Source organism: Streptomyces sp. NPDC001410, assembly GCF_042895235.1.
Lineage (GTDB): Bacteria > Actinomycetota > Actinomycetes > Streptomycetales > Streptomycetaceae > Streptomyces.
In genome coordinates this window covers 374,202-393,648 of record NZ_JBIAWE010000007.1, presented here as the reverse complement: position 1 = coordinate 393,648, position 19,447 = coordinate 374,202, and the positions used below count along the sequence as shown (strand labels likewise).

At 71.4% G+C, this 19,447-nt stretch carries 19 protein-coding genes; 2 read left to right on the top strand and 17 right to left on the bottom strand.

Features of this window, described 5'->3' with window-relative positions:
* Positions 1–9: 9 nt before the first annotated feature.
* The gene (locus ACFY3C_RS18070; RefSeq protein WP_386573049.1) at positions 10–501 is read right to left on the bottom strand and encodes a GbsR/MarR family transcriptional regulator; all 492 of its coding nucleotides are present in this window, start codon (positions 499–501) and stop codon (positions 10–12) included.
* A 74-nt stretch (positions 502–575) separates the two neighbouring features.
* Here ACFY3C_RS18070 and ACFY3C_RS18065 point away from each other — a divergent pair, with 74 nt between their 5' ends.
* A complete protein-coding gene (locus tag ACFY3C_RS18065; RefSeq protein WP_390771412.1) occupies positions 576–1,478 on the top strand; it encodes an ATP-binding cassette domain-containing protein in 903 nt (300 codons plus the stop codon).
* Positions 1,475–3,043 carry an ABC transporter permease gene (locus ACFY3C_RS18060; RefSeq protein WP_390771411.1) on the top strand — a complete coding sequence of 523 codons (1,569 nt, stop codon included), beginning with the start codon at positions 1,475–1,477 and terminating at the stop codon, positions 3,041–3,043. Before ACFY3C_RS18065 ends, ACFY3C_RS18060 begins: the two co-directional genes overlap by 4 nt.
* A gap of 10 nt (positions 3,044–3,053) precedes the next feature.
* Here ACFY3C_RS18060 and ACFY3C_RS18055 read toward each other — a convergent pair whose 3' ends face one another.
* The 16 genes from ACFY3C_RS18055 to pyrE all read right to left on the bottom strand — a co-directional run bounded on the left by ACFY3C_RS18055 (position 3,054) and on the right by pyrE (position 19,404).
* Positions 3,054–3,650, bottom strand: coding sequence for a Uma2 family endonuclease (locus ACFY3C_RS18055; RefSeq protein ID WP_390771410.1), 597 nt, complete (start codon positions 3,648–3,650; stop codon positions 3,054–3,056).
* An 87-nt stretch (positions 3,651–3,737) separates the two neighbouring features.
* Positions 3,738–4,958, bottom strand: a complete 1,221-nt coding sequence (locus ACFY3C_RS18050; protein ID WP_390771409.1) for a cytochrome P450 — start codon at positions 4,956–4,958, stop codon at positions 3,738–3,740.
* Between the two features lie 68 nt (positions 4,959–5,026).
* The gene (locus tag ACFY3C_RS18045) at positions 5,027–5,488 is read right to left on the bottom strand and encodes a hypothetical protein (protein ID WP_390771408.1); all 462 of its coding nucleotides are present in this window, start codon (positions 5,486–5,488) and stop codon (positions 5,027–5,029) included.
* Positions 5,489–5,541: 53 nt separating this feature from the next.
* Positions 5,542–6,207, bottom strand: a complete 666-nt coding sequence (locus ACFY3C_RS18040) for a response regulator (protein ID WP_386573042.1) — start codon at positions 6,205–6,207, stop codon at positions 5,542–5,544.
* A complete protein-coding gene (locus tag ACFY3C_RS18035) occupies positions 6,204–7,559 on the bottom strand; it encodes a sensor histidine kinase (protein WP_386573041.1) in 1,356 nt (451 codons plus the stop codon). Before ACFY3C_RS18035 ends, ACFY3C_RS18040 begins: the two co-directional genes overlap by 4 nt.
* A gap of 123 nt (positions 7,560–7,682) precedes the next feature.
* A complete protein-coding gene (locus ACFY3C_RS18030; RefSeq protein ID WP_386573040.1) occupies positions 7,683–8,363 on the bottom strand; it encodes a response regulator in 681 nt (226 codons plus the stop codon).
* A complete protein-coding gene (locus ACFY3C_RS18025) occupies positions 8,360–9,799 on the bottom strand; it encodes a sensor histidine kinase (protein WP_390771407.1) in 1,440 nt (479 codons plus the stop codon). Before ACFY3C_RS18025 ends, ACFY3C_RS18030 begins: the two co-directional genes overlap by 4 nt.
* Positions 9,800–9,920: 121 nt before the next feature.
* Positions 9,921–11,135 (bottom strand): acyltransferase, encoded by a 1,215-nt coding sequence (locus tag ACFY3C_RS18020; RefSeq protein ID WP_390771406.1) that lies wholly within the window; start codon positions 11,133–11,135, stop codon positions 9,921–9,923.
* A complete protein-coding gene (locus ACFY3C_RS18015; protein ID WP_390771405.1) occupies positions 11,128–12,258 on the bottom strand; it encodes an alpha/beta hydrolase in 1,131 nt (376 codons plus the stop codon). The genes ACFY3C_RS18020 and ACFY3C_RS18015 overlap by 8 nt, the downstream gene beginning before the upstream one ends.
* A gap of 147 nt (positions 12,259–12,405) precedes the next feature.
* Positions 12,406–13,320: an alpha/beta hydrolase gene (locus ACFY3C_RS18010; protein WP_390771404.1), complete on the bottom strand. Its 915-nt coding sequence runs from the start codon at positions 13,318–13,320 to the stop codon at positions 12,406–12,408.
* A gap of 164 nt (positions 13,321–13,484) precedes the next feature.
* Entirely contained in the window at positions 13,485–14,696 is a 1,212-nt protein-coding gene (gene kynU, locus ACFY3C_RS18005; protein ID WP_390771403.1) for a kynureninase, read from the bottom strand.
* Entirely contained in the window at positions 14,689–15,537 is an 849-nt protein-coding gene (locus ACFY3C_RS18000; RefSeq protein ID WP_390771402.1) for a tryptophan 2,3-dioxygenase family protein, read from the bottom strand. The genes kynU and ACFY3C_RS18000 overlap by 8 nt, the downstream gene beginning before the upstream one ends.
* Before the next feature lie 153 nt (positions 15,538–15,690).
* On the bottom strand, positions 15,691–16,104 hold the full coding sequence (locus tag ACFY3C_RS17995; RefSeq protein WP_386573030.1) for a DUF3151 domain-containing protein: 414 nt from the start codon (positions 16,102–16,104) through the stop codon (positions 15,691–15,693).
* A gap of 56 nt (positions 16,105–16,160) precedes the next feature.
* Positions 16,161–17,621, bottom strand: coding sequence for an MFS transporter (locus tag ACFY3C_RS17990; protein ID WP_390771401.1), 1,461 nt, complete (start codon positions 17,619–17,621; stop codon positions 16,161–16,163).
* A 66-nt stretch (positions 17,622–17,687) separates the two neighbouring features.
* Positions 17,688–18,710 carry a class II fructose-bisphosphate aldolase gene (gene fbaA / locus ACFY3C_RS17985; RefSeq protein ID WP_390771400.1) on the bottom strand — a complete coding sequence of 341 codons (1,023 nt, stop codon included), beginning with the start codon at positions 18,708–18,710 and terminating at the stop codon, positions 17,688–17,690.
* Between the two features lie 145 nt (positions 18,711–18,855).
* Positions 18,856–19,404, bottom strand: coding sequence for an orotate phosphoribosyltransferase (gene pyrE, locus ACFY3C_RS17980; protein ID WP_145886215.1), 549 nt, complete (start codon positions 19,402–19,404; stop codon positions 18,856–18,858).
* Positions 19,405–19,447: the final 43 nt, after the last annotated feature.

The following is a 19,447-nucleotide window of genomic DNA, read 5'->3' as shown; positions in this document are numbered from 1 at the left end:
GAGGGCGGGTCAGCTGCCGAACCTCTCCTCCCGGTACGCGCGCCAGCGTTCCATCATCTCGGCGACGTCCTGCTCGATGAACTCGAAGAAGGCGAGCGTCTCGGCCAGCCTGCGCCCGGCCGGCGTGTCCGGGCCCAGGCCGGCCACGCCGTCCCTGAGGGCGTCCTCCCAGCGCTTGATGATCGCCTCGCGGTTGGTGAGCGCCTCGTACCACTGGTCGCTGTGCACCCGGTACCGCTCCCGGCGCGAGCCGGGCTCCCGCTCGCGGGACACCATGTGGACCTGGGCGAGGTAGCGCACGGCACCGGAGACGGCCGCGGGGCTGATCCTCAGCTGTTCGCCCAGCTCGGCCGAGGTCAGGGTGCCGGTGTCGGAGGCGAGCAGCGCGGCGAAGACCCGGGAGGGCATGCGCGGCATCCCCGCCTCGACCAGTTGAGCCGCGAAGTGCTCCACGAACCTCGAGACCGACTCCGGGTCCCGCTCAGTACTCGGCTCCGTCATGCCCCTCACCCTATCCGGGGTTCATACGCTTCCTTAACTTCACAAATTTCTGAAGAAAGCGTACGTTCGGAGGCATGACCAAGGCAATCACGGTCTCTGGACTCCACAAGTCCTTCGGCCGTACCCACGCGCTGGACGGCCTCGACCTCGACGTCGACACCGGTGAGGTCCACGGCTTCCTCGGCCCCAACGGCTCCGGCAAGTCGACCACCATCCGGGTCCTGCTCGGCCTGCTGCGCGCGGACGCGGGCGCGGCGCAGGTACTGGGCCGCGACCCGTGGAAGGACGCCGTGGAGGTGCACCGCCGGATCGCCTACGTCCCCGGCGACGTGACCCTGTGGCGCAACCTCTCCGGCGGCGAGGTCATCGACCTGTACGGCAGGCTGCGCGGGGGGCTGGACGCGCGGCGCCGCGCGGATCTGATCGACCGCTTCGAGCTGGACCCCACCAAGAAGGGCCGCACCTACTCCAAGGGCAACCGGCAGAAGGTCGCCCTGGTCGCCGCCTTCGCCTCGGACGTGGACCTGCTGATCCTGGACGAGCCGACCTCGGGTCTGGACCCGCTGATGGAGGAGGTCTTCCAGCGCTGCGTGGAGGAGGAGCGGGACCGCGGCCGGACGATCCTGCTGTCCTCCCACATCCTCAGCGAGGTCGAGGAGCTGTGCGACCGCGTCAGCATCATCCGCAAGGGCCGGACCGTGGAGACCGGCTCCCTGGCCGACCTGCGCCACCTGACGAGGACGAGCGTGAGCGCCGAACTCGCGGGCCCGCCCAACGGGTTGGCACACCTGCCCGGCGTCCATGACCTGGACGTCCAGGGCCACCGGGTCCGCCTCCAGGTGGACACCGACCAACTGGACTCGGTCCTGCGCCAGTTGAGCGAGTCGGGCGTGCGGTCCCTGACCTCGACCCCGCCGACGCTGGAGGAGCTGTTCCTGCGCCACTACCAGGATCTCGACGAGGCGGCCACGCGATGACGACCTTCACGGGCACGGGAGTGCTGCTGCGTTTCTCGCTGCGCCGCGACCGACTGCTGATCCCGGTGTGGATCGCGGTGAACGCGCTGATGGTCCTCTCCATGCCGAACACCCTGAAGACCCTGTACGGCACCGCGGCCGAACGTGCCGACCTGGTGGGCCAGTTGCAGACCAACGCCTCCTTCCGCGCCCTGATCGGCCCGGTCTTCGACACCTCGATCGGCGCGCTGACGGCCTGGCGCGTGGGGGTGTACGCCGCCGCGCTCGCGGCCGCGATGAGCCTGCTGATCGTCGTACGGCACACCCGGGACGAGGAGGAGAGCGGCCGCCAGGAGCTGGTGGCGTCCGGGATGGTGGGCCGCCGGGCCTCCCTCACGGCGGCCCTGCTGGCGGCGGCAACGGCCAACGCCGCACTGGCCCTGCTGATCACGGCGGGTCTCGCCGGGCAGGGCGCCACGGGCGCACTGTCCTTCGGGCTCGGTCTCGCCGGGGTCGGCATGGTCTTCGCCACGATGGCGGCGATCGTCGCCCAGCTGACGGAGAGCGCGCGCCTCGCCCGCGGCCTGACGGCGGCGGTCCTCGGCGCGGCCTTCGTCCTGCGCGCGGCGGGCGATTCGACGACGAACGACGGCTCGTCCCTCCTGACCTGGCTGTCCCCCCTGGGCTGGCTGGAGAACCAGCGCTCCTTCGCCGCCGAACGCTGGTGGGTGCTGCTGCTGTTCGCGGCGGCAGTGGCCGTGCAGGCCCTGATCGCCTACGAGCTGGCGGGCCGCCGCGACGTCGGCATGAGCTTCCTGCCCACGCGCCCCGGACCCCCCTTCGGCCGCCTCGGCACAGCCGCCGCCCTGGCCTGGCGCCTGCAACGCGGCAGCGTCCTCGGCTGGTCCCTCGGCTTCTTCCTCGCCGGGGTCGTCTACGGCGGTCTCACGGACGGCGCGGCCGACCTGGTCGGCGACAACGAGCAGGCCCGGCAGATCGTCGAGCGGATGGGCGGCCAGAGCGGTCTCACGGACGCGTTCCTGGCGGCGATGGTCGGCATGCTCGGCCTGATCGCGGCGCTCTACGTGGTCGGATCGGTCCTGCGCCTGCACGGCGAGGAGACCTCCGGCCGCGCCGAACCGGTACTGGCCTGCGCGGTCGGCCGCCTCCGCTGGGCCGCGAGCCACCTGACGATCGCCTTCGCCGGCTCGGCCCTGATCATGCTCCTGGCAGGCCTGGGCTTCGCGGTGGGCTACGGCAAGGAGATCGCCCCGATCCTGGGCGCCTGCCTGGTCCAGCTCCCGGCGGTCTGGCTGATCGGCGCGCTGACCCTCCTGCTCTACGGCCTGGCCCCCCGCCTGGCCCCGGCCGCCTGGGGCATCGCCGTGGCCATCCTCCTGATCGGCTGGGTGGGCCCGGCCCTGAACGCCCCCCAGATCGTGCTGGACCTGTCCCCGTTCGGCCACCTGCCGAAGCTGCCGGGTGGGGGGATGGAGTGGGGGCCGGTACTGGCCCTGACGGGGCTGACGGTGGCGCTCGTGGGAGCGGGGCTTGCGGGGTTGAGGCGGCGGGACCTGACTACCTGAGGGCGGGGCGTCAGTCGACGTACTGCTTGAGTTCCTCGGTGTCGAGTTCAAGGCCGAGCGGCTCGGGCAGCGAGAGCTTGGCTCCGAACGCCTTCTTCACAGCGCTGCGATACCCCACGTTCGGGGCCGGATCGCTGTAGAGCGTGACCGAGCAGTCGTCGCGGTCGATCAGCAGATAGTAAGGAATCCCGGCATCTGCGTACCCAGCGGGCTTCTCCTCGCGATCCCGCCGGTGGGTGTCCGCGTCGTAGGAAGTGACCTCCACCGTCATGATCACCCCCTGCGTGTCGGCCCAGTCCCCTTTCCCAGTGAACGTTCCCCGAGGCGCAAGCACGGCGTCCGGGAGCGCCCGGCCTTTGCGGTACTTCTCGATCCGCAGCCCCAACTCACCGCGTCCGTACAGCCACAGCCCGGAGCCGGCCAACAGAAAGCACTCCTGCAGCCACCGGATGACCTCGCTGTGATTGCCGTCCGTCATGCCCTTGATCCCGACCCGTCCGTTGATGAACTCCAACCTGACGGCGTCGAACCTCTTGGCCACGTGTGCAGCAAGCTCCTCGAACTCCTCTACGGACATCTGAGACGTGTGCTGCGCCATAACCGTCATGGTGCCCCCCTTCGCAGGCACGCACCAGCTTGCCGAGCCGCGTGTGCCCAGCGATCCGGATCACCCTGCGATCATCCGAACGGGTGATCACCCCACCTCGACGCTCAGCCCCTCCAACCCCCGGATCACGAAGTTCGGCTTGCGCTCCGGTTCTGCCGCCAGGGTCAGGGTCGGGGCCTTCTGCAGCAGGGCGGTCATCGATGCCGCCAGCTCGATGCGGGCCAGGGGGGCGCCGATGCAGTAGTGGATGCCTGCGCTGAAGGAGATGTGAGGGTTGTCCCTGCGGGTGAGGTCGAGGTTCTCGGGGTTCTGGAAGACCTCGGGGTCGTGGTTGGCGGAGCCGAAGAGCATGGCGATCTCAGCGCCCCTCGGGATCGTCGTGCCGTCGATCTCGATGTCGTCCAGGACCCAGCGTTCGAAGAGCTGGAGCGGGGTGTCGTAGCGCATCAGCTCCTCGATCGCCGAGGGGATCAGGGAGTGGTCGGCGCGGAGGCCGGCCAGCTGGTCCGGGTTACGGAACAAGGCGTACCAACCGTTGACCGTGGCGTTGACGGTCGCCTCGTGCCCCGCGTTGAGGAGCAGGACGGCCGTCGAGATCATCTCCTGCTCGGTCAGCCGGTCGCCCTCGTCGTGCGCGGCGATGAGCCCGGAGATCAGGTCGTCGCCCGGCTCCTTGCGGCGCTCGGCGATCAGCTCGCGGAGGTAGTCCGAGAACTCGGTCGATGCCCGGACGGCCCGCGCTGCCGTCTCCTCGGACGGGTTCAGCTCGTACATCCCGCAGATGTCCGCCGACCAGGGGCGCAGCGGGGCCCGGTCGGACTCCGGGATGCCCAGCATCTCGGCGATGACGGCCACGGGGAGCGGCTCGGCGACGTCCGTGAGCAGATCCCCGCCGCCCGCCTCGACCAGCCGGTCCACCAGCTCGCCGGCGAGGTTCGCCACGTACGGCTTCAACTGCTCGACCGTGCGCGGGGTGAACGCCTTCGACACCAGCCGCCGGATGCGGGTGTGGTCCGGCGGTTCGAGGTCGAGCATGCCGTGGTCGTTGAGCGTGTGGAACGGTTCGTGCTCCGGCGAAGGTGCCGTGCGCCCGAAGTCCTCGTGCGTGAACCTGTGCTGGTACGTCCGGCCGAGGCGCCGGTCCCGCAACAGCGCCGAGACGTCGGCGTGGTGCGGGACCAGCCACTGGTCGGTCGGCTCGTACCGCATCACCCGGCCGCGGGCACGCAGCTCGGCGTAGGCCGGGTACGGGTCGGCGAGGAACGCGGGGTCCCAGGGGTCGAACACGAGGTCGTCAGGGCCTGCCATGCGGGGACGCTAACGCGTCGGACCGGCGTCTGAACAGGGGTGTCCGCCCCATCGGGCATGCTCGCCACTCAGATCTGTTCGGCGACCAGGACGTAGTCGTAGTGGATCGGGTCGCCCTCTTCGTCCACCGGGTACTCGTAGCTGCTCTCGTTCGCGAGGATCACCTTGAGCTCCGGCAGGGCGTCGAAGCCCAGGTCGTTCTCCTCGATGGTGTGGCCCCGTTCCGCGAGCTGTTCGAAGAGGTCCTCGCTCGGGGTGCGGAAGACGTCGAGCCCGTCGAGCAGCACCCGCACGTCGGCGTCCTCGTTCTGGAACCGGAACAGCTCCACATCGCTCAGCGCGCCCTTGGTGAACCCGAGCACGACGCTCAGCCGGGACGCGTCGTGCGTGAGCGTGATCTGTCCCGGGTCCGCGTCACTCGCGACGGTTCGGAAAAGCCCCCGCTCCTGGACGGTGCCACGTGCTTCCTCGACCGACATGCCGAGCCGGAAAGGCCCCACGCCGACGTGCGGCCGGATCTCGATCTCCATGTGTACTCCTTGCTGGTCGGTGTTCGGTGCAGCCGGGTCCCCTCCCAGGTCCGTCAGCCCGGTGTCACCAGCCGCGCCTCGTACGCGAACACCGCCGCCTGGGTGCGGTCGCGCAGGCCCAGCTTCACCAGGATCCGGCTCACATGGGTCTTGATCGTCGACTCCGCCACCACCAGCCGCTCGGCGATCTCCGCGTTCGACAGGCCCTGTGCGATCAGGACCAGCACCTCCGTCTCCCGCTCCGTCAGCTCTCCGTACGCCGCCTGCGCCGACGGCATCATGCGCGGTGTCTCCGACAGCCGGGAGAACTCGGTTATCAGCCGCCTGGTCACCGAGGGGGCGAGCAGTGCCTCGCCGGAGGCCACCACCCGTACGCCGTCGGCGAGCTGGCGGGCCGAGGCGTCCTTCAGGAGGAACCCGGAGGCTCCCGCACGCAGCGCCTGGTACACGTACTCGTCCAGGTCGAACGTGGTCAGTACCAGCACCTTCGCCGTGTCGTCCGCCGCGACGATCTCCCGGGTCGCCTCGATGCCGTTCAGCTCCGGCATGCGGATGTCCATCAGCACCACGTCCGGCGCGAGTTCCCGCACCCGCTCGACCGCCTGGCGGCCGTTGACGGCCTCGCCGACGACCTCGATGTCCGGCATCGCGTTCAGCAGGACCGAGAAGCCCTCGCGCACCATCATCTGGTCGTCCGCGATCAGTACGCGGATCGTCATGCCTCACCCTCGCTCGCGGTGTCCGCCGCCGGCACCGGCAGGAACACGGTCACCTCATATCCTCCGTCGGCCGTCGGGCCCGTCGTCATCTCCCCGTTCAGCATCGAGACGCGCTCCCGCATCCCCGTGATGCCGTGCCCGGCGCCCGGCGAGGGCCTCAGCTGGGCCGAAGCGGGCGGCGGGCCGTTGACTATGCGCAGGCCCAGGCCACCGAGCACGTACCCGATCTCGACCCGTGCCCCCGCACCCGGAGCGTGCCGCAGCGTGTTGCTCAGCGCCTCCTGCACGATCCGGTACGCCGACAGCTCGACGCCCTGCGGCAGTTCGCGCACCGCGCCGGTCACCGCCTTCTCCACCTCCAGCCCGGCCTCCCGCACATTGGCGAGCAACCCGTCCAGGTCGGCGAGGGTGGGCTGCGGGGCGTCCGGCGCCTCGTAGTCCTCCGCGCGGACCACGCCCAGGACCCGGCGCAACTCGGTCAGGGCCGCCACCGCGTTCTCCCGGATGGTGGCGAACGCCTTCTCCAGCTCCGGCGGCGGGTTCTCCACCCGGTAGGGCGCCGCCTCCGCCTGGATGGCGACCACCGACATGTGGTGGGCGACCACGTCGTGCAGCTCGCGGGCGATGGTCGTGCGCTCCTCCAGCAGCGTGCGCCGCGAACGCTCCACGGCGGTCACCGTCTGCTGGGCGGTCACCTCCTGCTGGGCCTCCCTGCGTATCTGACGGACGGTGACGACCAGCAGGATCAGCGCGGAGAGGATCAGCATCGGGCCGACGTTGGTGTCGTAGTGGTTCCAGCCGAAGGCGCTCTCGGCGACGAAGCCGTAGGCCGCGGTCAGCGCCCACATCCAGGCCGCCGTGCGCGGGCGGGTGCGCAGCGCCACGACCGTGAGCACCAGCAGGTGGGACAGGAAGCTGCCCGGCATCCACGGCCAGTCGCTCCAGCCGCCGCCTGTCAGGGCGGCGGTGGCCGTGGTCGCGGCGAGCGAGAACCAGAACGCTCCCACCGGACGCGCCAGGGTCAGCAGGACCGGCCCCAGGGCCAGCAGCCCGCACAGCAGCGGCAGCAGTCCGGAGTCGTCCGTGCTCGCCACGGCGAGGAACCCCGCCAGCGTGCCGAGGACGACCACGACCGTGTGCCGTGACCAGGCCGCGTACTCCCTCATCCGGCCGCCGCGGCGGGCGAGCCGGCCGTCGGCGACCCTGCGGGGCAGCGGGCGGTAGGCGAAGGCGTCGTGGAACAGGTCCTGCCGCAGCCCGCGCAGGGCGTCCGCGGCGAGCCGGAACTCCGGGCTGCGCGGCCTCGCGGCTCCGCCCGGCGGTGTCGGCTGGGTGTGCGTCGTCTCGGTCACGTGGAAAACGGTAGAGCCCGGGCGGGGTCGCGGTCGTCCCCTCGGAGAGGGGTCCTCGGGGATCCTTCTCAGGTACTACAGGTAGAGGGCGGGACGGTACCCAGGGGTGCCGGGCGGACGGGGTCAGCGGCCGCCGGGGCGGACCAGACCGGACTCGTAGGCGAAGATCGCCGCCTGGGTGCGGTCGCGCAGGCCCAGCTTCACCAGGATGCGGCCCACGTGGGTCTTCACGGTCTGCTCGGCGACGACCAGATGCTCGGCGATCTCGGCGTTCGACAGGCCCTGCGCGATCAGTGCGAGCACCTCCGTCTCGCGCTCCGTCAGGTCGCCCACGCGCTGCTTGAGCGGGCCCCGGGGCGAGCCGTCCAGGCGGGCGAACTCGGCGATCAGGCGGCGGGTGATGCCCGGGGCGAGCAGCGCGTCCCCGGCCGCCACCACGCGCACCGCCTCGGCGAGCTGGTCGGCGGAGGCGTCCTTGAGCAGGAACCCGGAGGCCCCGGCGCGCAGCGCGTCGTACACGTACTCGTCCAGGTCGAAGGTGGTGAGGACCAGGACCTTGACGCCCGGGTGGTCGGCCGTGATGCGGTCGGTCGCCTCGATGCCGCCGAGTTCGGGCATCCGGATGTCCATCAGGACCACGTCCGGGGTCAGTTCGGCGACCTTGGCGATCGCGTCGCGCCCGTGCACCGCCTGTCCGATCACCTCGATGTCGGGCTTGGTGTTGAGCAGCACGGTGAAGCCCTGGCGGACCATCTGCTGGTCGTCGGCGATGAGTACGCGGATGGTGCCGGCGCCGCTCGTCATGGGGTCGGTTCTCCTGTCGGGGGCTGGGGGTGGTGCGGGTCGTCGTCGGACAGGGGCGGGAAGTAGATCTCGGGGCGGGGGAAGTCCGGGCGCAGCGGCCGGGGCGGACGGCGGGTGCCCGTCTTGGGGAGGAACGCCGTCACCATGAAGCCGCCGTGCAGGTTCGGGGTCGCGGTGAGGTGCCCGCCGAGCATCGCCGCGCGCTCCCGCATGCCCAGCAGGCCGTGCCCGGAGCCCGGGGAGGGCTGGACCGGGCGGCGGGGGCGGGAGTTGGTCACGCACAGGAAGATGCCGTCGGACTGGTGGTCGACCTCCACCCGGACCCGCGAACCCGGGGCGTGCCGCAGGGCGTTGCTGAGCGCCTCCTGGACGATCCTGTACGCCGACAGTTCCACACCCTGTGGATAGGCGCGGGACGTGCCGCGGTAGTCGATGACGACGTCCAGGCCGGCCGCCCTGGTGTTCTCGATCAGGGCGCCCAGACGGGCGAGGTTCGGCTGCGGGGCGTCGGGGGCCGGACCGGTGCCGGGTGCCGTCAGCCGGTACGGGTCCTCGGTCGCCTCGGGGTCGTCGGGGGACTCGGAGCGCAGGACGCCGAGGACGCGGCGCAGCTCGGTGAGGGCCTCCAGGGCGTTGTTGCGGATCCCGGCGAGGTTCTCCTTCAGCTCCTCCGAGGGGTTCTCCACGAGGTGGGGGGCCACCTGGGCCTGGATGGAGATCACCGACATGTGGTGGGCGACCACGTCGTGCAGCTCGCGGGCGATACGGCTGCGTTCCTCCAGGAGGGTGCGGCGGGCGCGTTCCTCCGCGGTGATCGTCGTCTGCTCGATCAGCTGGGTGCGGGCCTCGCTGCGGCCGCGCAGGGCGGTGCCGATGAGGACGGAGACGGCGAAGAGTGCGACCGCTGTGACGCCGGTCGAGGAGTAGCTCTGGGCGCCGATCAGGCCTTGCACGACGTAGGTCGCCAGGGTCGTCACGGCCAGGGCGGCGAGCGTGAGGCGTATGCGGACGCGCAGGGCGAGGAGGAGGAGCACGGCCATGTGGGCGAGCAGAGTGGGCGTGGTCCAGGGCCAGTTGGGGCCGGGGGTGGAGGACGGCTCCAGGTGGGGGCGGGCCAGCAGTGCGGTGAGGGTGGCGGCGGTGAGGGAGAGGGCCCAGGCGGGGGTGGGGCGCCACAGGGCCAGGACGACGGCGGTGGCCTGGAGGGAGGCGGTGAGGAGGGCTACGGCTGTGGTGAGGCCGTAGGAGGTGTGCAGTTCGTCTCCGCCGGCGAGGGCGATGCCCAGTGCTGTGTAGGCGGTGAGGAGGTAGGTGAGGAGGCGGAGCCAGCGGTACTTGGAGAAAGGGGGTGAGTGGGGGGAGGGGGTTTCTCCTAGCCAGGTGCGTAGGCGGGACTTGGGGGGTGCGCTTTCCCGTGCGGGTGCGTTGGGGGGCACCCGGCCTTCGGCCGGGTCTGGGTTCCCACCCGCACCACCCGTACCGCTTTCGTCGTCGGGTGCGGGTGGCCCCTGTGGGGCGGAAGCGCCATCGGCGGCCGCGGGTGTCACTTGGTCAACTTTAGGCATTGTGTGGGGTCTTTGCTCGGGGGGTGTGGTGGTGGATGAGGCGGGAACGGCGGTTTCGGGGGCGGCGGGGGCCCTGTTCGTGGTGGCGGAACGTCAGCCAGAAGAGGGTCAGGGTCAGGGCGAAGAGAGGGAGGTAGGCGAGGCGGGACGCCACCCAGGTCAGGGAGTCGGGGCGGGTGTGGAGGCCGGGGAGGCGGCCGGCCAGGAGGGCGGTGGCCGTGGTGGCCATCAGGGCCGTCTGGTGCCAGAGGAAGATCGTCATCGCCGAGAGGTTGATCAGAGTCACTGCCGACCAGGCGAGGGGGCGGGTCATTGCCCGGTGCAGGTGGTCTCGGAGGAGCAGGGCCAGGCCGCATTGGGCCAGGCCGAAGGTGACGGCCGCCAGGGTCGGGGGGTTGAGGTTGGAGGTCGGGGTGCCGGGGACTCCGACCATCGAGGCCGGGTAGCCCGCCCAGAGGATCAGGGACGCCGTCGCCGTCGTACCGGATATGAGCAGGACCCAGGCTGTTCGGCGGCTGTCCAGTTCGCCTCGGGTCCAGGCCGCGCCCAGGGTGTACGGGACCAGCCAGCCCGCCGCCAGGTTCACCCAGCCGAGCCAGGACGGGCCGGTGTGCAGGCCGAAGCGCAGGACGTCCACGTGCAGGACGACGGCCAGGGGCCAGAGGGGGTTGAGGCGGGTGAGGAGGGGGGTCGCGGCCGTCAGAGCCGCGAAGACCAGGAGGAACCAGAGGGGGGACAGGGCGAGTTTGAGGAGCGTGTGGAGGGTGGCGAGCTGGGCGCCGGTGAGGAGGAGGGCGAGTGCGGCCACCGTCCACAGGGCGAGCAGGGCTGCCACCGGGCGCAGGAGGCGGGTGAGGCGGGTGCGCAGCCAGTCGCGGTACGACGTGCCGCGCGCCTGTGCCGAGGCCAGGCTGCGGGTCGCCACATGGCCGCCCACCAGGAAGAACACCGCCAGGGTCTGGAAGACCCAGGAGACCGGGGCCAGCCAGGGCATGTGCTGCAGCGGACTCGCCGTGTGCAGGCCGCCGTCCTGCGCGACCAGTGCCGTGACCAGCCAGTGGCCGAGGACGACACCGAGTATCGCGAAAGCGCGCAGGGCGTCCACCGCTCGGTCCCGGGAGACGGGTGTGGCGGCGTCCACGCGGTGGGCGCCCTGACGGATCGCCTGCAGTGCGCGGCGGGGAGCGCTCAGGATCGGCTCAGGCACGGGTCACCTCCGAGGTCTCGCCGAGGGTGATGCGGGCCAGGTTGGCGAGGGAGACCGAGCCCGGGGTGAAGTAGCCGCTGTGGTCGGCGTCCGCCGCGTCGAAGACCCGGGCACCGAAGGCGCGGGAGACGGGGTCGGTGCCGAAGCCGACGGTGGCGAGGAGGAGGCCGGCACGGACATGGGGCAGGTGCGCGACCCAGTCCCTGCTGCCACGGGCCGCCCAGACTCGGGCGGGGGTGTGCAGGCCGGCGACGGTGTCCGCTGCCGTGCCGGGGCTGCCGAGCAGGACCATGTCGTCCACGGGCAGGGCGGGGGCGGAGCGGGCGCAGACGACGGAGCCGTAGGAGTGGCAGAGGAGGGATATGTAGGTGTGGTTGGGGGCGAGCCTGTGCAACTGGTCTATGAAAGCGCGGAGTTCCGGGGTCGCTTCGTCTGCTCGGGTTGTCGTCGTGACCGTGGTGCTGATCGTGGCGGGGGTCTTGTAGCCGAGCCAGGCGATGACTGTTGTGCGCGGTTTGGTGCGGTGCGCTTCCTGATAGAGGGCCGCTGCTGTTCTGTGGAAGCGGGCGTAGGTGTCGAGGGTGGTGTCGGAGCCGGGGACCAGGACGGCGATGTGGTCCGCGCGGGTCGGGTCGCCGAGGACTTCTACTGCTTGGCCAGAGCCTCTGCCGTCGAAAGTGAGGAGGTTACGGGTGGCGAAGGTTCGGTCGGCTGCGGCTCGGTGGAGGTCGCCGTGGTTGGCGGCCATGTCGGCTGCGCGGGTGGCGTTCTCGCGGTTCGCCTCGTAGGTCGACTGGAGGGTGGCCGCGGTGGGGGCGGGGAGCGGGGGAGGGGTGGGGGCCGGGATCTGGGGGTGGGCGGCTGCGGTGAGGGCTGCGACTGTGGTGGCCGTGAGGAGGGCTTGCCGCCAGATACGGTGCGATTTCGGGTGCGGGTGCGTGGGTGGGCACCCGGCCTTCGGCCGGGTCTGGGTTCCCACCCGCACCACCCGTACCGCTTTCGTCGTCAGGTGCGGGTGGCCCTCATGGGGCGGATTCGCCGTCGGCGGCTGCGCGTTGTCGGTCCGGAGCGGCTGCGCCGGTGATGGTCGCAGCGTCGTGTTCGGACGCGGTGTCTGCCCCATGGTTCGGTTCCTCTCGGAGTGCCCGGCCATCGGGCTTGTCCGAGAGGGAAGTTAGGAATCAGGGGGTGTCGTCGGCGTCCCGCCAGGGAGCTGTTCTGCGAGGTAGCTCTCAGGTACTACGGGTATGACGGGGGCAGAGGGCAGGGGTCACCACGCCAGTTGGGCGATCTCCTCCGCCACCACCGCGCAGGCGTCCGCCACCGGGTCGATCAGCGGGAAGTGGCCGACATCCTCCAGCAGCGTCAGGCCCACCACCTCGCCCGCCTTCGCCGCCGCGTCCGCGTAGGACTCGGCGACCGCCTGCGGTACGACGAGGTCCGCGCGGCCCTGGACCAGGGTCGTCGCGATGCCTGTCGGGAGCAGCAGCGCGGGGTCGGCATACGGCTGGCGCTCGGCGAACTTGTCATGGCCGCCGAGGAGTTGGAGGGCGGCGTTGCCACAGACGTCCAGCTTCTCCGACACCGCGAAGTCCGCGATGGGGGCGAGAGCGACCACGCCCCGCAGCGGGGCCGGGCCGTCCGTGCGCCAGGGGGCGTCGCCGGGCAGGACGTGGCGGGCCGCTGCCCACAGGGCGAGGTGGCCGCCCGCCGAGTGGCCGGTGAGGACCATGCGGCGGGGGTCGGCCTGCGGAAGCGCCCCGTGGACCAGGGAGGGGAGGACGTCCATGGCGGCGGCCACGTCGTCGAAGGTGTCGGGCCAGCGGCCCGCCACGGGCGCGGGCGGGGCTCCGGCGCCAAGTCCGGGTCCGGGTCCCATGTTCTGTGCGGGGATCTGGGGGTCGCCGCCGCGCCGGTACTCCACGTTGGCCACGGCGAAACCCTTACGGGCCAGGTAGTCCACGAAGGGGGTGATGTGGCGGCGGTCGTAGGGGGCGCGCCAGGCCCCGCCGTGCAGGACGACGACCAGGGGGGCGAGGGTCGTGTCGGTCCGCGGGGCGTAGAAGTCGATCACCTGGTCGGGGTGGTCGCCGTATACGGCGGTGACGTCGGGGGCGACCGCGGGGTGCGAGAAGGCGGACTCCTCTTCGGCGGCGGCGCGGGCTGCGGCGGCGTCGTCCGGCATGCTCCAACCTCTCAGCGACGGAACAGATTTGAAGACCAGGCGGCGATTCTTCGTCGACCGTTGGCGGGGACGGTATCAGGCCGGTGACGTGCGCGGACATGGGGTTGTCACGCACGGTGAGGGCGGGGCGCGATCGCACCCCGCCCCCAGCTGCCGCGACTGGCCTAGCCGAGCACCTCCGCCAGCACCCGCGCGGCCCGCTCCGTCTCGGCGAAGCTCACGTACAGCGGGCTGAAGCCGAAGCGGAGGACGTCGGGGTTGCGGAAGTCGCCGACCACGCCCCGGTCGATGAGCTGCTTCATCACGTCACCCGCGTCGGGGCAGCGCAGGGCGATCTGGCTGCCGCGTTCCTCGTGGCGGTCCGGGGTCACGGAGGTGACCCGGCCCGGCTCGGTGTACGCCGCGACGCACTCCAGGAAGAAGTCCGTCAGGGCCAGGGACTTGGCGCGGACCGCGGCGACGGAGACCTCGTCCCAGATCTCCAGAGCCGCCTCCAGGGCCAGCATGGAGAGGATGTCCGGGGTGCCGACGCGGCCGCGCAGTGCGCCCGGTGCCGGGTTGTAGGACTGACTCATGCCGAACGGCTCGGCGTGCGAGTTCCAGCCGGGCAGCGGGGAGTCGAAGCGGTCCTGGAGGTCGCGGCGGACGTAGAGGAACGCGGGTGCGCCCGGGCCGCCGTTCAGGTACTTGTAGGTGCAGCCGACCGCCAGGTCGACCCCGTGCTCGTCCAGGCCCACCGGCAGTGCGCCCGCGCTGTGGCACAGGTCCCAGACCGCGAGCGCGCCCGACGCGTGGATCGCGGCGGTCAGCGACGGCAGGTCGTGCAGCCGGCCGCTGCGGTAGTCGACGTGGTTCAGCAGCACCACCGCCGTACGGTCGCCCAGCGCCGAGGGCACCTCCGCGGGGGCCACCGGGCGCAGGGTGCGGCCGGTCAGGCGGGCCGCCGACTCGGCGATGTAGCCGTCCGTCGGGAACGTCGTCGCGTCGACCAGGATCTCGTCGCGGGCCGGGTCCACCATGCGGACCGCCGCCACAAGTGCCTTGAAAACGTTGACACTTGTGGAGTCGCCCACCACGATCTGGCCCGGCGCCGCGCCGACGAGCGGGGCGATGCGGTCACCGATCCGCTCGGGGGCCGTCCACCAGCCGCTCTCGTCCCAGGAGCGGATGCGCAGCTCGCCCCACTGCCGGCGGACGACGTCCTCGACCCGGGCCGGCACGTTCGCCGGCAGGGCGCCTAGGGAGTTTCCGTCCAGGTAGACGCCCGCGACGTCAGCCGCATGATCGGATGCAGTGTCGAGGACGAAACGGGAGCGCAACGGGGCCAGTTCGTCGGCCGCGTCCAGCTGCTTCGCGCGCAGAGTCGGCTCAGACATGGGACCTCGCCGTCCACAGCTCCGGGAAGACGTTCTTGCCGGCACGCTTCTCCAGCCAGGCCACGCCCGCGGAGCCGCCCGTGCCGGGCTTGGCGCCCATCGCGCGGCGGGTGGCGACCAGGTGGTCGTTGCGCCAGCGCCAGACCAGTTCGGCGACGTCGGACAGCGCCTCGCCGAGGCGGGCGAGTTCGGCGTTCTGGTCGCCGGAGTAGATCTCCGTCCAGGCCGCCTCGACGGCGTCGGAGGTCTCGTAGCGCAGGGCGACGTCCCGGCGCAGGACGGACTCGGGGATCGCGTGGCCGCGGCGCGCGAGCAGCCGTACGACCTCGTCGTACAGGCTCGGCTCGTGCAGCGCCTTCTCCAGTTCCGCGTGGACGCGCGCGGTGCCGCGGTGCGGGACGAGCATGGACGCGGACTTCTCGCCGAGCAGGAACTCCATGCGGCGGTACATCGCCGACTGGAAACCGGAGCCCTCGCCGAGGGCGGAGCGGTACGAGTTGAACTGGGCCGGGGTCAGCTGGCCGAGCGGCTTCCAGGAGGCGTTCAGGGCCTCCAGTTCCCGCACGGAACGCTTCAGCGCGGCGACGGCGGTGGGGACGTCGTCCGAGCGGAGTGCCTTCGCGGCGGTCTCCCACTCGTGCACGATCACGGTGAACCACAGCTCCATGACCTGGGTGGTGACCAGGAAGACCATCTCTCCGGGGTCGTCGGAGAGGGTGTGCTGGAGGTGGGTGAGCACGTCCGCCCTGACGTAGTCCTCGTACGGCGTCGTGCCGGCGAAGTCGAGATGCGGGGTCTCGGGCTCAGCGGCCTCACGAAGGGGGCGAGCCGGTTGGGACATCGCTGTCTCCTGTGTGTTACTCCGGGTAGCGGTCCGCCCCTGCCGATGCCGGCACGGGGGCCCCGGTCCCCAAGCCGCATCCTCCGCAATCCCACCGGATACGGCAAGGCCCGTCTGCTGCCAGACGGGCCACACCGGGAACTCCCGTTGCGGTCAGCCCAGGGTCTGGGCGGCCGTCGGGGAGGAGTCCTTCAGGAACTGCGAGCAGCGCTCGTACTCCTCCTGCTCGCCGATGGACTGGGCGGCACGGGCGAGGGCGTGCAGGGCGCGCAGGAAGCCGCGGTTCGGCTCGTGCTCCCACGGGACCGGGCCGTGGCCCTTCCAGCCGCCTCGGCGCAGGGCGTCCAGGCCGCGGTGGTAGCCCGTACGGGCGTAGGCGTACGACTCCACGACCGCGCCCCGCTCGAACGCCTCGTCGGCCAGCTGGGCCCAGGCGAGGGAGGAGGTGGGGTACTTGGCGGCAACGTCCGTCGGCGCGGTGCCCTGAGCGAGGAGTTCGCGGGGCTCCGGGTCGTCGGGGAGGTGGGTGGGAGGCGGGCCGCCGAGGAGGTTCTCGTGAATCGTCATGTGTTCAGTCTGGCGCACCGTGACCGGGACGGCTCAGCCGACGGTGCTGCAATCCCCTAGAGCCTGGGCTCGTGGTCCGGCTCCAGTGGTGGGGACGTGACGGAGCCGTGTCGTTTGCATTCGGGGTGGAGGCAGTGCGGAGGGAGTCGGCGGACCAGGGTGAAGGCCAGGATCGCGCCCAGGACCAGCACGCCCGCGACGATCGGCATCGCCCGGTCGAACGCCGCGTCGAACGCGGCAGCGGACCGGTACGCCTCCGGACCCATGCCCGTCAGCAGAGGGAGCCCGGCCACGGCCACCAGGCCCGCCGCCCGCGCCGCCGCGTTGTTGATGCCGCTGGCGAGGCCCGCCCGTGCGGTGTCGACGGAGGCGAGGACCGTGGCGGTCAGCGGGGCGACCAGGACGACCATGCCCGTGCCCATCACGAGGAGGGGCGGCAGGACGTCCGTGAGGTAGTTCGCGTCGGGCCCCACCCGGAGCATCAGCAGCATCGCCGCGGCGCACAGCAGCGGGCCGACGGTGAGCGGCAGGCGCGGGCCCGTGCGGTCGGCGAGCGCGCCGGAGCGGGCCGAGAACAGCAGCATCATGGCCGTCGTCGGCAGCAGGGCCGTACCGGCCTGCAGGGCGGAGTAGCCGGCCACCACCTGCAGCTGGAGCGCGGTGAGGAAGAAGAACCCGCCGAAGGCCGCGTACACGCACAGCGTGACCAGGTTGACCGCCGTGAACTGGCGCGAGGCGAAGATGTCCGGCGGCAGCATGGGGTCGGGGCGGTGCTTCTCGACGTAGACGAAGGCGACGGCCGTGGCCACGCCCGCGACCGCGCTGAGCACCACGCCCGGGGAGCCGCCGGGGGCCTCGATGAGCGCGTACGTGATCAGGGCGAGCGCCAGGGCGCCCAGCGTCGCGCCGAGGACGTCGAAGCGGCCGTGGGTGCGTGCGTCGCTCGACTCGGGGACGTGGCGCAGGGCGACCGGGACGCACAGGAGGGCCAGCGGCACGTTGAGGAGGAACACCCAGCGCCAGCCGGGGCCGTCCACCAGCCAGCCGCCCAGGAACGGGCCGACAGCCGCGCCGATGCCGCCGAAGCCGGACCACAGGCCGACCGCCCGGCTCCGGTCGTCCGGGTGGAAGGAGGCCTGGATGAGGGCGAGGGAGCCGGGGGTGAGGAGCGCGCCGCCGACGCCCTGGAGGGCCCGGGCGGCGATGAGGACCCCGGACGTGGGGGCCAGGCCGCACAGCAGGGACGCCGACGCGAACCAGACGACCCCCAGCACGAAGATCGTCCGGCGGCCGTAGCGGTCCCCGAGCGAGCCGCCCAGCAGGATCAGGCCGGCCAGCGTGACCATGTACGCGTTCACCGTCCACTGCAGGGCGGCGAGGCTCGCGCCGAGGTCGCGGCCGATGGTCGGGAGCGCCACGTTGACGACGGTGGAGTCCAGCATGGCCATGCTGGAGCCGAGGACCGTGGTGAACAGGATCCACTTGCCCTGGGACGAGGCGATCCGGACGGCGGGCATGCCTCCAGATATACAGCGGACCCGGTGCCGAGGCACCGGGTCCGCCGCAGACGTCGTCGGACGCGCTTACTTGATCTTGTTGCCCGCCGAGCGCAGGTTCTGCGTGGCCTCGAGGACACGGGCCGCCATCGACGCCTCGGCCAGCTTGCCCCAGGTGCGCGGGTCATAGGCCTTCTTGTTGCCGACCTCGCCGTCGACCTTCAGGACGCCGTCGTAGTTCTGGAACATGTGAGCGGCGACCGGACGGGTGAAGGCGTACTGGGTGTCCGTGTCCAGGTTCATCTTCACGACGCCGTTCTCCAGCGCGGTCAGGATCTCCTGCTCGGTGGAGCCGGAGCCGCCGTGGAAGACGAAGTCGAACGGGGACTGCTTGCCGTACTTGGCGGCGACGCCCTCGTTCAGCTCCTTCAGCAGCTCGGGGCGGAGCACGACGTTGCCCGGCTTGTACACGCCGTGCACGTTGCCGAAGGAGGCGGCCAGCAGGTAGCGGCCCTTCTCGCCCAGGCCCAGGGCCTCGGCGGTGCGGATCGCGTCCTCCACCGTGGTGTACAGGGAGTCGTTGATCTCGTGGGAGACGCCGTCCTCCTCGCCACCGGTCGGGGTGATCTCCACCTCGAGGATGATGTTGGCGCGGCGGGCCTGCTCCAGCAGCTCCTGGGCGATGGCCAGGTTGTCGGCCAGGGTCTCGGCGGAGCCGTCCCACATGTGGGACTGGAACAGCGGGTTGCGGCCGGTCTTGACGCGCTCCTCGGAGAGCGCGAGCAGCGGACGTACGTACCCGTCGAGCTTGTCCTTCGGGCAGTGGTCGGTGTGCAGCGCGATGTTGACCGGGTACTTCTCGGCGACGATGTGCGCGAACTCGGCGAGCGCGACCGCGCCGCTCACCATGTCCTTGCTGTACTGGCCGCCCAGGAACTCGGCGCCGCCCGTGGAGATCTGGACGATGCCGTCGCTCTCCGCCTCCGCGAAGCCGCGCAGCGCCGCGTGCAGGGTCTGGGTCGAGGTGACGTTGATGGCCGGGTAGGCGAACTTGCCTGCCTTCGCCCGGTCGAGCATCTCGTTGTAGACCTCGGGGGTTGCGATGGGCATCTGTCCGCTCCTTGGGTGTGCGGGTTGGCGATCTGCGTACTACGGCCCTGACCTAGACCTTGGGGGCGACGTCATCGTCGTCCCCATCTTTCCAGACATGACGTGATGGTCGGCGCCCCGGTCAAGTCCAGGTCAAACCGGCGCGTCAGTCCAGACCCAGTTCATCCTTCGAGAAGGCGAAGACGTAGGGAACCCCGGCCTGCTCGGCGATCGCCTCGGCCGCGCCGGTCGCCCGGTCCACGATCGTGGCGACGGCGACGACCTCCGCGCCGGCCTCGCGCAGCGCCTCCACGGCGGTCAGCACGGAGCCGCCGGTGGTGGAGGTGTCCTCGACGGCGAGGACACGGCGGCCCTTGACCTCGGCGCCCTCGATACGGCGCTGCAGGCCGTGCGCCTTGCCGGCCTTGCGGACCACGAAGGCGTCCAGGACCTTCCCGCGCGCGGCGGAGGCGTGCAGCATCGCGGTGGCCACCGGGTCGGCGCCCAGGGTCAGGCCACCGACGGCCTCGAAGTCCAGCTCGGCGGTCAGGTCGAGCATGACCTGACCGACCAGCGGCGCGGCCTCGCCGTCCAGCGTGATCCGGCGAAGGTCGATGTAGTAGTCGGCTTCCTTGCCCGACGACAGGGTCACCTTGCCGTGCACCACGGCCTTGTCCTTGATCTGCTGCAGCAGCGCGCCGCGTACGTCCGTCATGGCGAACAGCCTAGGGCCTCTCCGGCGGACCACACCGCGGTCG

Coding starts and splice junctions, on each gene's coding strand:
- ACFY3C_RS18055 (WP_390771410.1), bottom strand. CDS start 3,650: ATGACGGTTATGGCGCAGCACACGTCTCAGATGTCCGTAGAGGAGTTC.
- pyrE (WP_145886215.1), bottom strand. CDS start 19,404: ATGACGGACGTACGCGGCGCGCTGCTGCAGCAGATCAAGGACAAGGCC.
- ACFY3C_RS18040 (WP_386573042.1), bottom strand. CDS start 6,207: ATGACGATCCGCGTACTGATCGCGGACGACCAGATGATGGTGCGCGAG.
- ACFY3C_RS18050 (WP_390771409.1), bottom strand. CDS start 4,958: ATGGCAGGCCCTGACGACCTCGTGTTCGACCCCTGGGACCCCGCGTTC.
- ACFY3C_RS18015 (WP_390771405.1), bottom strand. CDS start 12,258: ATGGGGCAGACACCGCGTCCGAACACGACGCTGCGACCATCACCGGCG.
- ACFY3C_RS18030 (WP_386573040.1), bottom strand. CDS start 8,363: ATGACGAGCGGCGCCGGCACCATCCGCGTACTCATCGCCGACGACCAG.
- kynU (WP_390771403.1), bottom strand. CDS start 14,696: ATGTCTGAGCCGACTCTGCGCGCGAAGCAGCTGGACGCGGCCGACGAA.
- ACFY3C_RS17990 (WP_390771401.1), bottom strand. CDS start 17,621: ATGCCCGCCGTCCGGATCGCCTCGTCCCAGGGCAAGTGGATCCTGTTC.
- ACFY3C_RS18045 (WP_390771408.1), bottom strand. CDS start 5,488: ATGGAGATCGAGATCCGGCCGCACGTCGGCGTGGGGCCTTTCCGGCTC.
- ACFY3C_RS18010 (WP_390771404.1), bottom strand. CDS start 13,320: ATGCCGGACGACGCCGCCGCAGCCCGCGCCGCCGCCGAAGAGGAGTCC.
- ACFY3C_RS18065 (WP_390771412.1), top strand. CDS start 576: ATGACCAAGGCAATCACGGTCTCTGGACTCCACAAGTCCTTCGGCCGT.
- ACFY3C_RS18060 (WP_390771411.1), top strand. CDS start 1,475: ATGACGACCTTCACGGGCACGGGAGTGCTGCTGCGTTTCTCGCTGCGC.
- ACFY3C_RS18070 (WP_386573049.1), bottom strand. CDS start 501: ATGACGGAGCCGAGTACTGAGCGGGACCCGGAGTCGGTCTCGAGGTTC.
- ACFY3C_RS17995 (WP_386573030.1), bottom strand. CDS start 16,104: ATGACGATTCACGAGAACCTCCTCGGCGGCCCGCCTCCCACCCACCTC.
- ACFY3C_RS18000 (WP_390771402.1), bottom strand. CDS start 15,537: ATGTCCCAACCGGCTCGCCCCCTTCGTGAGGCCGCTGAGCCCGAGACC.
- fbaA (WP_390771400.1), bottom strand. CDS start 18,710: ATGCCCATCGCAACCCCCGAGGTCTACAACGAGATGCTCGACCGGGCG.